Here is a 12955-nt window from a genome sequence, read left to right on the forward strand (position 1 = left end):
AGAAATGATGATCCAGATGCCAGAATGGGTTGCAGCGCTGAAGGAAATGTAAGTCTTATATATTCAAGCAGATTAAGCAGCAGACCTTTGGGATGGTCCAGGACAGGAGTGTACCATATCATGAAGTCACTGAAGGGAATTTGCTGATGTAGTTTGGTGTAGCTTTCATTTAAAAATATGTTAAAGAGAGAAATCAGTAAACCTATCTTAAACAAGAAGGATTAGTCTATTCTTCTTTTTCCTACGGTAAATAAACGCAACCTTTTGCAATTGAAACCTTGACTTGGTGATATATCCCTGATATACTATAAATGCATCACAATGATATTACGAAAAAAGCTATAGCAATAATGAAAACGATTGCGATGAAAATTTGTATTTAAGGAGGACATGAGAAAATCGAGTGGTAAAATTGGAATTGAAGTTTTAAAGTGAATTTATGAGGTGATTGTTTAACAAGTTATAAGAATTATTTTATTTAATTTTTTGACATTTAAATAAGAAGAAAGTAATTTTGATAATTAGAATAAAAATTTAGTATCATAAAACTCTAAATTTACTAGAAGACAAAAAAATGGAGGATTCAATTGATTATTAGAATGAAACAAAAAGTTAGAGAACTTCAGGAAAAAATGGAGCATCAAGGTGTTGATTTAACGCTTGTCATGGATCGAGATAGTGTATATTATTTTACCGGAATTCATAGTTACCTTGGTATGGATTTTGGACGTCCAACGATTGTTATTATTCCTCAGCAGGGCGAAATTAGTGTAATTACTCCTAGTTTGGAGCTGAATATGGCCAGAGCTATGACTTGGGTAGACAAGCTTTTACCATGGACCGATGGCATCGGTGATGAATGGCGTGGATACGTTAAAGAAGCAATACGTGGTAAAAAAACAGTCGGTTTAGAAGTGGATCGTACACATGCAAAACTTGGAAATTTCTTGGCAGAACAGTTCCCGGAAGTTAAGATCAAGGATATGTATTCAACGATGTTTAGGCAACGTATGATCAAATCTCCTGCTGAAATAGAGATTATGAGAAATGCAGGAAAGGTAGCTGTTGCCATGTGCACTGGAGCGCGAAACGCACTTAAACCTGGGGTGTCAGAGTATGAGGTATCTTTAGCTATTATGGATAGTGGTACTAGAAAGGCAGCAGAATTGCTGAGTAAAGACCAATCAGGCTTTAATCAATATTACTCACCTCTTGCTCACGACTTGCAAATTTTGCAGACTGGTGAAGATATGCATATGGTTCATAAGCGAGGCGGTATTAAGGATATAAAAACGGGCGATTCTGTTTATATGTGTTTTTGCAATATGGCTGAGTTTAAAATGATGAAAATTGGATTTGATCGTCAGTATTTTATAGGTAGTCATACAAAGGAAGAAGAAAAGGTATACTATCAGGCTATAGAAGGACAAAAAATTGCATTAGATTTAATCCGTCCTGGAATAAAGGCCTCAGATGTACACAAGGCTTCAGCTAAATATTATGAAGAAATGGGATACGGTATTTGCTACCGAACTGGTCGTGCTGTAGGGTATTCCCGATTAGAAAAACCAGAGTTACGTGTAGATGATGATACTATACTAGAAGAAGGTATGACTTTTGCGGTTGATGGAGCTGTTTCGCTTGATAATGGTGTAGCTGGTAGAGTAGGAGATTCGGTCGTCGTAACAAAAGACGGTTTTGAATATCTGACTCCTATGGATAACTCTTTGCAGGTGTTATAAGCTTGTTGATTAGGGAGAAATTAATATGTTCCGTGTAGTTAAGGACAGCATCATAGTTACTTATGAAAAGTTAGATAATTTTGTATATAAGATTATAAATGTTTATGGATATTAAATTTCAAGAGTAAATCCTAATCAATCAAAGAAATACAAGTTCTGATTTTGTATTTCTGATTAAAGGGTAAAAGTGGGTGACTTACTTGGAAACCCACTTTTACATATACTTTAAGTGGTAAATAATTAGCATGTTAACGTTTGCATAACAGGAACACGGAGGTCTATAATTCTAAAAAATGGAAATTTCTGTTAAGTTACCATAGACCATATTTTCAATAAGAAATCTCTTTTTATATTAAAGTTTAGCTGTTTTCGTAATTATGGTGGCTAACATGAATTTGTGCTATACTACACATAAGAACATACGTTATCGAAATGGTGGTTTTTATGAATAAACAATTAATTCGAGAAGAATTTTTAAAACTGTCTTTATTTGAGCAGAAAGGACTTTGTGAAGAAGTGTAAGAATTGTAAGAGAACATTTAAGGATATGACTGCAAGTCCAATGGCAGGAACGCATTACCTTGAAAAATGGGTTGAATATATTCGATTAATGACTGAAAGTAAAACCCTTCAACAAGTTTCAGACGCTCTAAATATCCATATATCAACTGCGTTTAACTGGAGGCATAAAGTTTTAAATAATAGTTTTGATAAGTAGCAAATTTTGATTTTAGTGATGGAATTAATCAATAAGATTAGTAAAAGTATCATAAACGTTTAACTAGTTAGCTAGGATTTGTATAGAATGTTCTAATAAGTAAAATACATAAATATAAAGGAGGCGAATTAAATGTTTGGATTTCCGGTTATGGGAGTTATCCATTTTGTTGCATGGCCAACAGGTTGGATTATTATAACATTTATTTGGGCTTATAGAGAAAAGCAAAAAGAAAAAAAAGAAGATGAATGGATCGCAAAGAATATGATTGATAAGAGGGGGGAGCATTAATGTTGAAAGTTAGTCCGATAATCCAAGGTGTCATAGCAGCGTATTTAGTTTTTATGATTGGTAATGGTATTTTTTCTTATTTTTCACAAAGAAACAAGGACGCGGAAGGCTTTATGCTTGGCGGTAAAAGTTTAAGTCCATGGGTTCTTTCTATGAGTGAAAAGGCATCTGAAAGTAGTGGATATATGACAATGGGTCTTCCCGGTGAAGCTTCAGTAATGGGATTTAGTGTTGCTTGGGCAGCAGTTGTAAGTTATTTTTCACTTTTCAACTGGTTTTATATGGCAAAGCCTTTAAGAAGAATGTCAGAAATATTTAATTCACTTACAATTACGGATTACCTTGAAAAACGATTTGATGATAAGACACAAACTATTCGTAAAATAGGTGTCTCTGTTATGGCGATATTTGAAATTGTTTATGTAATGGTACAGTTTGTAGCAATGGGAAAGCTACTTTCATTGCTCTTTGGAATTTCTTTTGGAACAGGTGTAGTTATAGGTGCAGTAGTGGCTACATCGTATACAGTTATAGGAGGGTTTACTTCTGTTGCTAGAAATGATTTTGTTCAAGGCATAATCTTGTTCTTTGGCCTTGGTATTATGCCACTATTAATGGTTTCAAGACTTGGAGGGCTTAGAGAAATTTCCTCTAAAATGATAGCAATGCATGGAGAAGCTTGGTTACTTCCTTATTTTGGAGATATGAGTCTTCATTCTGTTTCAACTTTTGTTTTGATACTTGGATATGTGGCAATAGGTATTGGATTTGTTGGTAGTCCGCATATCATTGTTAGATATATGGCAGCAAAGAGTAAAAGAGATATTACAGTGATGGCAATAATAGGTTCAGTTTGGATGGCAGTTTCTTATTATGGAGCTATTTCTATAGGTATGATGGGTTCTATTATGGATATTTCACTTGCAGATCCCGAGAATATAATGATGATAGTTGCTATGGAAATGTTTCCAGCTGTATTGGCTGGTTTACTCATATCAGCGAGTTTAGCTGCCATTTTATCATCAGCTGACTCAATGCTATTGATTGCTGCATCGACAGTAGCAGAAGATTATTTTAATAAAATTCGTGCAAAGGGTAAAATGGATGATGCAAAGGTTGTAAATGTTACTCGTATAACTATTGTAGTAATGGGTGCTGCAGGAGCATTATTGGCTTTAAATCCATTTGATTCCATATTTTGGCTTGCAGTATTCGCTTGGGCAGGTCTTGCGTGTTGTTTTGGTCCTGTAATTATTCTTTCTCTTTACTGGAAAAATGTTACGCGTCAAGGAGCAATCGCAGGCATGATAACAGGACCGGCATTTGCTGTTCTTTGGTATTTATTACTTAAGGATAGTACTGGTATATATGAAGGTGGACCAGGATTTATAGTTGCAGTGCTTGTGATTTGGATAGTTAGTTTACTTACAAAGGATACAGGGATTCCACAAATTGATGACGAATGGGAAACTTATATAACAAATATGCCTCTTGAATCAGATATAGGTGCTTATGAAGATGGGCTTGCAAAGATTGACTTGAGTAGAAAAACACAAAATGATATATTAGAATTGTTTGTAGGGAGGGAATTAGTAACTCCAAGCATTTGTTCGGTTGTTAGAAATTAAATATATTATATAGAATCATGTAAAGGAGAAATTTTCATGAATAATAAATCTATTTCAATTATTGAATCTCAGTATGATTTAGACGGCCTTAAAATAATAGCTTATCCACATACAGTAGTGATATTTGAAGTAGTTTTACCTACATTCAAACAGAAACATAGACGAGCCATTAAAGCTTATGCTACTGTTGATATGATTAAAAAGACTTCAATTCGTGCAGATAAATTTCCAGAAACAATTAGAATTGAATTAGATGGGAAAAGTATTTTACCATCGTCAATTACAGTAGATGATGCAGTTGAAATTGCACGGAGTAAGATTTTAGATTGGGCTAAACGGAGTTTTAAACTTATCGTTAAGCCAAAGGTTGAACTTATAGAAACATTATCTATATATCATCCATTTGTATTGACAAAGGATAAAGATAAAACAAAAATGATTAATGTTGTAAGAAACATATCAGAAAAATGGGTGGACTAATTTTGATACCATATTTTTCTAGCAAAACTAAGTATTTTATTTAAGTTTAAATATTGTTGAATGTCAAGTAAAATCGACCTACTTTTTCGTTTAAATCTGACCCACCGTAGTTTTGATAACTGGTGGATCGGATTTTTTTATTACTAGTTTAATTTGATTATACAATTAAGCTCCCATAAAAAAACACCAAAGTAGATTTGTAATTTTAATTACATTGTCTACTTTGGTGGTATCATACATTGTCGGGTCCCAAATTGGGACGATCATCAAAAGACAATGAATATGATAAAACAGTTGAATATTAGGATAATTAAGATCGCATTGAGGTTGAAAGAGTGTTCAGTTTGAATAAAAGGTGTTATAACCTTGGATTAATAAAAACAAAACTGAAAGAAACCACAATGATAGCAGTGTAATGAAAAAATGATACTTATTCAGTAGACACTATGTATTTCTACTATTATTCCTTCAATAAATTTCCTTATGTTAACCTTGCCGATATATTTTGTCCTGTTTTGGATATAATTCATTTCATTTCTTACTTCTTCAAAATCAAAGATGGTGTTTGAATACTTGTTGAACACATCGCTGTCATAGTCGTTAATTCCCAGGTTAGCTATGTTTCTTAGAGCTTTGCCTACTGTACGCCTTACCCTTTGCTCTATGGATCTTGCACTGACCTCTTCATCATAAAGTTCACTGTATTTTTGTGAAACCTTCTCATAAATTTCATACATCTTGTATTTGTCTTTCCTCTGCCCTTTGTCCTTTTTATCAAGAATCGCGATTATTTCCACCAGGTCCCTACTGCCAGAGTCTCCTACTATCCCAAGCTGATAAAAAACATTTTTTATCCTATCCCTGTCAGAAACCGTATCTTGTCTTGATTTTCCAAGGAAATCCTTAAGTTCTCCTACGCTAGATACCGCTTTGTCAATGTCATTGATAATTTTCTTCATTATTATTTTTTCTTTGACATTGTTTATTACAGAATATATTTCCTTTGTATTTATTGGTTTTTTTATATAAAATTCAATACCGCTGTCATAGGCCTGGTTTATCATGTCTTTTGAGTCCACCTGTGAAATCATGATGAATGAAATATCAAGTCCTGACTCTTTTATTTTCGACACTATGGATATACCATCAAAATCGGGCAATAGGAGGTCAACCAATACAATATCAGGCTGAAGCATTTTTATATCTCTTACAGCATCCTTGCCATTGACAGCTTCCCCAACTATTTCACCTATATTGAATTCATTTATAATGTTTTTCAATATTTTTCTTATACCCGGATCATCGTCTACTATATACAACTTTGCTTCCATTACTTCACATCCTCGTTAGTTGACAAAATTATTTTATCAATTGGAATTTCAATTTTAAATGTCGTACCTTCATTTTTTACTGATTCAACAAACAGCTTCCCTTCAAAATATTCTTCGATAATGTTTTTTACATGGGTCAATCCTATTCCAGTAGAAAATTCTCCAGTATAGTTATCATATTTTGTAGAATAGCTAGGCTCAAATATAAGCTCTATATCTTCTGGATTGATACCGTATCCATTGTCCTCCTCAGTGAATATACACTTATCGTCTTCATTTTTTTGAATCACCTGGAGTTTACCCTGACTTGCTATTGAATCCGTTGCATTTATTATCAAATTGTTCAATATGGAAATAACTTGATAGAATTCTTCCATCTTAAAAATTCAAATGGCATAATCGAATATTATTACTTCTTACATTTTCAGCAATACAAATCCTAATAGGAATCCATGTATTGCAAATGCCCTTGAAGTCATTACTATAAAGAATCTCGTGTTGATTTTGTGCCTGAAGAGTACCATCGAGGCAAACATGCCGAAGCCCCCCCAGAAATGAAGTAAGCGTAAAACAGACCCCACATTCACAGAATATGGGATCATATATATTTAATTCGAAACTTGAAAATCGACTGGTATCGATTTTGACCATGTCAACAAAACGTCCAACTCATCAGCATGGATTATCCTTTCAACAAGTTTTTTAGCCTGGTTCAGTCTGAATTGTTCTTCATAGTATTTTATTTTTGCTTCTTGAACTTCAACTTTTTGTTCCAAAGTAATGCATTTATCTTTAAAAAAACTCAATGGATTTTCAATTGTATTATCTTCTCTAAATGTTGAATTTTCAATATTTGACATAAATATAGTATACCATAAACAAGGTGAAAAAGATAGAAATTAATCGCTGAAATGGTTGCTTTTTCAACGTTTTTTTGAAGTTAAATTCGTCAGATTATTACTCGTTCCTGACTTTGGAACCTCATTTACAATAAAAAGTGCTTAAACCTTCTGTTTACAGAGGTTCTAGCACTTTTGTTTTTGTATTGCACTCACTACAACTTTTTAATTATATTTGGGATTTCATTACTTAGTAGAACATTTTTGTTACTGTTCAGACCCAATGTCATTTAGTTACTGGATGGTGAACTGTTCATTACTATTTTTTCACTTCCATGACAATTAGTATAACACCTAGGGCTATTTACCAAATATTTCTACAGCCTCTTTCATTCGCTCTATAATTTCAACGCCAAAAGGACAGTTTTCTTCACATTGTCCACACATCACACAATCCTCTGCATGTTTATGAAGTAATTGATAGTGTGAATCAACAGTATCTGGAACCTCTTCTTTTATTGTAGCCAAATCCAGAAACTTAATAACACTTGCAATATCAATTTGCGATGGACAAGGCAAACAATGATTGCAATACATACATTTACCAGTCATTTTAATTCTCTTATTATCACTAAATATTTTCGAAAAATCCTTTTCGTCTTCAGTACAATCATTATAAGCAATCGCAGTCTCTACTTGATCGATTGTATGAAATCCTATGAAAACTGATTTTACACCTTGTCTGGTAAAACAGTAATGAATACATTGTGGAACGGTCATTTCAATACCAAATGGCGATAAATCTTTATTTAATAAAGTACCAGATGCAAGCGCCTTCATCACTGTTATTGCAACTCCTAGATTTTCACACGTTGAATAAAGCTTCTGACGTATGGGATCTACTATCCAACCAGCATCATTCATCCCTTTAAATTCTCTAAGATCCTCATATTTCGTATTTGTACTCTCCATATCATAGGCAGGATTAATACTAAACATTAGAACATCTATCAACCCTGATTCAACAGCCTTCAGCGCTATTTCTGGATTATGAGAACTCATACCAATATATTTTATGACGCCTTTTGCTTTTAAATTTTTCACATATTCAATCATCTCTGATTCAAATACCAATTCGTAATCTTGATGACTATCTATGTAATGAAGCATTCCAATATCAATATAATTTGTTTGTAATCGCTCCAATAAGTCATTAAAAGATTTTTTTACTTTTCTTAAATCTCTAGTTCTTAAATATTGACCGTCTTCAAAAACTGTTCCTAAATGTCCTTGTAGTATTAAACTTTGACGTTTCCCTTGGATAGCATACCCAATGTTTGTTCTAGTTTCTGGCTGAGGCATAAAAACATCTATAATATTAATGCCATGTTTCAAAGCAACATCAATTATTTCCTTCGTTTCTTTTCTTGAGACACCATTTAGCCATTCCCCACCAATACCAATATTGCTAACTTTTAAACCAGTCCTTCCAAGTATATTGTACTTCATTTTTTACACATCCTTTTTTATTAGAAAATTTTCAATTCCATTCGCTTTATGGAAATTACCCGAAACATGAATAAAAACACTAAGAAGAAATTTTTTTAAATCACAATGTTTAAGTTTGATACGGCTAAAACCGTTGAATTGCTAAGGTCTGTATAGTATTGAGCTAATTGAGATGTCAACTAGACTTGATTTTCGATATAGCCACAAAGTTTACTAAAACAGCCTTGACTTTTTAATAGCTGGTTCCCTAGAAGATATTCCATCTTCCATATAATTTGTTGCAAAAAATGCTACTATTATTATTAATGAAAACCACACTATTACATGTTGATAATCTATTAATGTCTCTTGTGTTCGCCCGATAATAAAACCTATAGCTGATACAAATAAACCTCCAATCATAAACATAGATGCATTTACAATTGATATTGCTGATCCATAGTAATTTTCTTCAACAGCCTGTTTTGCTATGGTATAAGTAAGCATATGACTAGATGTTGCAACTCCAAATAAGAAACTTAAGCCCATAGATGCCATTGGCTTAAGTTCACTAAAAGCTATTATATATAGCAGTAAAGTCTGAATCATTATCATAACTCTTAATGTAACTTTCGTTGATCCAATCTTTCGCCATAACTTATCTACGAATAAACTTCCAATGGCAACGCCTAACCACAAACATGAAACACTCTTATTTGCCACTTGTATCATCAAGCCTTTTTTTATTAATATCTTTGGTAGCCAGAGTGTCCCGAAAGCCCAAATATAACCAAATACTATTCCGCCATATATTGAACTTAACATTACATTCTTTTTTCGTACCACATATATACTTGAATTAACTACTTTTGCAAGAATTCTATAATCGAATTTTGATTTTTTCACTCTTGAATTAGGTAACTTAATAAATCTATACATCAATATGAACAACAGAAAACCTACCATCGTAAAGATGTTCAAAATCTGTCTCCACGTCATTATTTTTAACATATAGCCAAACCCAATTTGCCCAAATGCAGCCGACATAGAAATTAGTACTTGAGCAAAACCGAATACCTGCCCAAATTGATGTTTGGGAAACCATTTCCCGATCATATATCCGCATCCTACAAATGCAAAGCATGTTGAACATGCAAAAATAAACTGAGCAATGAGAATATGATAAAATGTAGTAGCCCTTGCAAAAATTATTACACCCAAAATCCCAACCAAAACTGCAGGTATAATTGTTTTGGTTGGGCCTAACTCATCTAATAATGTACCAGAGAACAATTGAATTATAGCAGCAGTACATGGATAAACTGCTGCTACTAACCCAATTTGCTCAATGGTAAGATTCAAACTTTTTTGCAAAGGAATATTGAAAACCGCATAGCCAGTTTGGATTACCTGTAACCATATTGTGAAAGTTACAACCAATAACCAAATAATCCACGCTTGAACTTTTTTCGCGCTCATAGCCTTTCAATCACCTCTGTGTTATATCTTTAGCTGACTTTTTCAGTCGAAATCTGAGGATCACTAAAAGTCTCTTTTGGTCGTACATTAGTGATCCATGCCTTATCTTCATTGAACATCTTCATAGAAGCAACGAACATCAGAAACTCTGCTATTATCATAAAACTTCCAGTCATAACCACTGCCATTTCTAGTGGTTCTAATCCTCCAATGTTCAGCAATGTCAATGCCGTTCCTGCAATCACTACAACCCATACAAGTCTTGTAAAACGTCCTGGTTGATCTTTACTCATGTCTAACCTTTCTGTATAACTAGCCATTGAATAACAAACTGAATCAAGAGTTGTAGTCAAGAATACAACAATTAGAACAGCTACAAATACTAATAAAATATTACCAAATGGTAAGGCAGTAATCAATTCTGGAATTACATGGGTGCCACCTTTAGTCAAGTAAGTGTTCATTAAATCAGCAGAACCTGTTAAATGCTGATAAACTGCCGTCCCACCAAGAATTCCGTGTGCTGCAAAACAAGTCAACAATGGTGTGAAAAAGTAAATAAGTAATACTTCACGAATTGTTCTCCCCTTAGAAATTGTTGCAGCAAACAATCCGAAAATTAATGCCGAAGCAGCATCATATGCCCACCAGAATATTGACCATCTAACTGGCTCCGCCGGTATCCCATTAACAACAGTACCTATAGGGTCAGTATAGAACATCATCTCTATTGAATGTGATAAATAAATACCAATTGTGTCCGTGAGATAAGTCATGATGAACGCAGTAGGTCCTGCCACTAATATAAATACTCCAATACCTATTGCTAAATAAATATTTAACTTACTTAATAATGCAATACCTTTTTCTAGTCCTCTGAAAACACTTAATGCGAATAAGCAAACCCAAAGAACAGTAATAATTAATGTTAATGTGAATGAGGGCTCAATATTTAAAATTTTAGCAATAGTTGTTGTCGCAATTGGTGATCCCAATCCTAACACAACTGCACTTCCTGCCGTCACACAAATTACAAAAATTATATCTACAATTTTCCCCAATATACCATCTGCAAATTTATCACCAAAAATAGGTCTGTACATTTCAGAAAGTCTTAACCTTGAACGTTTTCTAACAAACAACATATATGCTGCGCCCGGGATAACCAAGGAACATATCGCCATATATTGGAATCCCCAAAATGTGATTCCATAAGCATTTGCTTGACGAATTGCTTCCATTGAATTAGGATCTAATCCCAAAGCAGGTGCTGCAATCCATTTCGCCCATTGGCCGGATCCTGTTCTAATAATAGTTGCTCCTAATGTAGTACAAATTATCGTACTAATATAAGTAAACATATCCATCCTAGGTTTTTCTTTTGGATTCCCTAAAACTATATTTCCATACTTAGAACACATAAGATAAAATCCTAGTGCTACAAAAATATTTACTGCTAATATAAAAAACCACCCTAAGTTTAATTCCATTTTTCCATATAAGTCATACATAAATGATAATGATTGTTCTTCAAATAATACTAATGGTGTAACCAGAACTGCAATAATTGCTACCGCAGGTATTAATAACTGCCACTCGACTGTCATAAAATCTTTACTAAATATTTTTTTCCCCATTAAAGAAAAACCTCCTATTTTTATTAACCGCCGACTAAACTATATCTAATAATATGCTTTAGTCAAATTTTAAACTACATTTCTTAATCTCTGAAATATCTCCTGTTTTCCTGTGAATATACGCTCTTTGTGTATATTAGTAAAATTAGTTAACATTTCATAATCATCAGCTGGTACTACAAACAACCCTGGTCTTCCCCACTCATTACCTATAAGTTCCATGAAATCTAGTTAAGTAAAACATGTAACTAGATTCAGTATAATTTCACCTGCATACCCTCATCAACTAAACACTGTTTTAATATTTCTCTTATTTTATGCAAAATTCATCATATTCACATGTCCTCCTTAAATACAAAATTTTCATTGCAATCGTTTTCTTTTCAAAAGAAATTTTTTTGTAAAACAACTGTGATGCATCAGTAGTATATCATGGATATTTCACCAAGTCAAGATTGCAATCGTCAAAATTTCTCACTCAAATGCAGCCATGAAAGGTAAATTTATAAAAATGTGAACTTCCAGAAAAAGTAACTCTCAAATGAAATTCCAGAGATAAAAGGGAAAATATACAACAGGACAATACGTACATCAACTATGAATATGACCGTGTGTACAAGCCGGAAAAGAAATACAATATTCCTAAGCGTACTACTATCGGTAAACGCTGTGAAGATAGACAGGATGGTAAAAGTATTGAAGAAGCAGGAGCTGATGGAGGCGATTGTGAGCAGTAGCAAGTCGTTTGATGAGATTATGGATTATCTCAAAACTAATAATTATTCAAGTGATTTTTATTATAAAAAGGCTAAAAATTACAACTTGTAAATAAAATGCCCTAACGAAAACGATTTGTGGATGCATATCGCAGACAAATAACACAGCGCACAAAAATACGTTATGATGCCCGAGAACTACTAGGGCTAATTATCACACAATTGTAACAATACAAATACAATCAGTGAATAGGAAGTGTAATCCTTGTAGTATTTTAGAATACGATACAAATTTAACAAACGAATAAAGATGAGAAAATTACGCAGGAATATGAATAATTATAAGTTTGGTGGAATTGTATACAAAATAATACCTTGTTTTAATACAAAAAAAGTACCTACTTAAGATGGTATGGGTACTTTTTTGAGGACTTGATGTTCGGGTTTATTTATTTGTATAGCTTTTAATTTTTTTCAGAAGGGCATCTCTTGCGTCTTTCATTTCTTTAACTTCATTTATAAGTAGGTTGTCTTTAATCTTGTTCTTTTCAATGAAGTACATTGAAAGTCCTCCAAGACCTACGTGGGTGCCTACGGCTACTCCCA

General features: G+C 33.3%; 13 protein-coding genes and 1 pseudogene. 8 read left to right on the forward strand and 6 right to left on the reverse strand.

Annotation, left to right across the window (positions count from 1 at the left end; genetic code table 11):
- Nucleotides 1-24 precede the first annotated feature (24 nt).
- From AC3AX0_RS01825 to AC3AX0_RS01855, 7 genes and pseudogenes are all read left to right on the forward strand, one after another.
- On the forward strand, nucleotides 25-147 hold the full coding sequence (locus tag AC3AX0_RS01825; RefSeq protein WP_487548608.1) for a UPF0236 family transposase-like protein: 123 nt from the start codon (nucleotides 25-27) through the stop codon (nucleotides 145-147).
- 440 nt (nucleotides 148-587) lie between these two features.
- Nucleotides 588-1742, forward strand: coding sequence for a M24 family metallopeptidase (locus AC3AX0_RS01830; protein ID WP_487548596.1), 1155 nt, complete (start codon nucleotides 588-590; stop codon nucleotides 1740-1742).
- A gap of 490 nt (nucleotides 1743-2232) precedes the next feature.
- Entirely contained in the window at nucleotides 2233-2460 is a 228-nt protein-coding gene (locus AC3AX0_RS01835) for a transposase (RefSeq protein ID WP_487548597.1), read from the forward strand.
- A 132-nt stretch (nucleotides 2461-2592) separates the two neighbouring features.
- Nucleotides 2593-2751, forward strand: a complete 159-nt coding sequence (locus AC3AX0_RS01840; protein WP_487548598.1) for a hypothetical protein — start codon at nucleotides 2593-2595, stop codon at nucleotides 2749-2751.
- Nucleotides 2751-4379: a sodium/proline symporter gene (locus AC3AX0_RS01845; protein ID WP_487548599.1), complete on the forward strand. Its 1629-nt coding sequence runs from the start codon at nucleotides 2751-2753 to the stop codon at nucleotides 4377-4379. The genes AC3AX0_RS01840 and AC3AX0_RS01845 overlap by 1 nt, the downstream gene beginning before the upstream one ends.
- Before the next feature lie 36 nt (nucleotides 4380-4415).
- Nucleotides 4416-4859, forward strand: a complete 444-nt coding sequence (locus AC3AX0_RS01850; RefSeq protein WP_487548600.1) for a hypothetical protein — start codon at nucleotides 4416-4418, stop codon at nucleotides 4857-4859.
- Nucleotides 4860-5098: 239 nt separating this feature from the next.
- Nucleotides 5099-5272 (forward strand): annotated as a pseudogene (locus AC3AX0_RS01855) (IS5/IS1182 family transposase); the annotation flags it as partial.
- A 21-nt stretch (nucleotides 5273-5293) separates the two neighbouring features.
- Here AC3AX0_RS01855 and AC3AX0_RS01860 read toward each other — a convergent pair.
- The 6 genes from AC3AX0_RS01860 to AC3AX0_RS01885 all read right to left on the reverse strand — a co-directional run bounded on the left by AC3AX0_RS01860 (nucleotide 5294) and on the right by AC3AX0_RS01885 (nucleotide 11633).
- The gene (locus tag AC3AX0_RS01860; RefSeq protein WP_487548601.1) at nucleotides 5294-6190 is read right to left on the reverse strand and encodes a response regulator; all 897 of its coding nucleotides are present in this window, start codon (nucleotides 6188-6190) and stop codon (nucleotides 5294-5296) included.
- On the reverse strand, nucleotides 6190-6567 hold the full coding sequence (locus AC3AX0_RS01865) for an ATP-binding protein (RefSeq protein ID WP_487548602.1): 378 nt from the start codon (nucleotides 6565-6567) through the stop codon (nucleotides 6190-6192). The genes AC3AX0_RS01860 and AC3AX0_RS01865 overlap by 1 nt, the downstream gene beginning before the upstream one ends.
- A 231-nt stretch (nucleotides 6568-6798) precedes the next feature.
- Nucleotides 6799-7050, reverse strand: coding sequence for a hypothetical protein (locus tag AC3AX0_RS01870; RefSeq protein ID WP_487548603.1), 252 nt, complete (start codon nucleotides 7048-7050; stop codon nucleotides 6799-6801).
- A 339-nt stretch (nucleotides 7051-7389) separates the two neighbouring features.
- A complete protein-coding gene (locus tag AC3AX0_RS01875) occupies nucleotides 7390-8538 on the reverse strand; it encodes an aldo/keto reductase (protein ID WP_487548604.1) in 1149 nt (382 codons plus the stop codon).
- A 213-nt stretch (nucleotides 8539-8751) separates the two neighbouring features.
- Entirely contained in the window at nucleotides 8752-9996 is a 1245-nt protein-coding gene (locus AC3AX0_RS01880) for an MFS transporter (RefSeq protein ID WP_487548605.1), read from the reverse strand.
- A gap of 29 nt (nucleotides 9997-10025) precedes the next feature.
- On the reverse strand, nucleotides 10026-11633 hold the full coding sequence (locus tag AC3AX0_RS01885; protein WP_487548606.1) for a BCCT family transporter: 1608 nt from the start codon (nucleotides 11631-11633) through the stop codon (nucleotides 10026-10028).
- Nucleotides 11634-12244: 611 nt separating this feature from the next.
- Between AC3AX0_RS01885 and AC3AX0_RS01890 the strand changes: the two genes are divergently transcribed.
- A complete protein-coding gene (locus AC3AX0_RS01890) occupies nucleotides 12245-12370 on the forward strand; it encodes a hypothetical protein (RefSeq protein WP_487548607.1) in 126 nt (41 codons plus the stop codon).
- Nucleotides 12371-12955 lie beyond the last annotated feature (585 nt).

It is taken from the genome of Dethiosulfatibacter sp. (assembly GCF_983023055.1).

Bases quoted from the DNA above. Each gene is read 5' to 3' on its own strand.
- AC3AX0_RS01840 (WP_487548598.1), top strand. From the start codon at position 2,593: ATGTTTGGATTTCCGGTTATGGGAGTTATCCATTTTGTTGCATGGCCA.
- AC3AX0_RS01875 (WP_487548604.1), bottom strand. From the start codon at position 8,538: ATGAAGTACAATATACTTGGAAGGACTGGTTTAAAAGTTAGCAATATT.
- AC3AX0_RS01880 (WP_487548605.1), bottom strand. From the start codon at position 9,996: ATGAGCGCGAAAAAAGTTCAAGCGTGGATTATTTGGTTATTGGTTGTA.
- AC3AX0_RS01885 (WP_487548606.1), bottom strand. From the start codon at position 11,633: ATGGGGAAAAAAATATTTAGTAAAGATTTTATGACAGTCGAGTGGCAG.
- AC3AX0_RS01850 (WP_487548600.1), top strand. From the start codon at position 4,416: ATGAATAATAAATCTATTTCAATTATTGAATCTCAGTATGATTTAGAC.
- AC3AX0_RS01825 (WP_487548608.1), top strand. From the start codon at position 25: ATGGGTTGCAGCGCTGAAGGAAATGTAAGTCTTATATATTCAAGCAGA.
- AC3AX0_RS01845 (WP_487548599.1), top strand. From the start codon at position 2,751: ATGTTGAAAGTTAGTCCGATAATCCAAGGTGTCATAGCAGCGTATTTA.
- AC3AX0_RS01870 (WP_487548603.1), bottom strand. From the start codon at position 7,050: ATGTCAAATATTGAAAATTCAACATTTAGAGAAGATAATACAATTGAA.
- AC3AX0_RS01865 (WP_487548602.1), bottom strand. From the start codon at position 6,567: ATGGAAGAATTCTATCAAGTTATTTCCATATTGAACAATTTGATAATA.
- AC3AX0_RS01860 (WP_487548601.1), bottom strand. From the start codon at position 6,190: ATGGAAGCAAAGTTGTATATAGTAGACGATGATCCGGGTATAAGAAAA.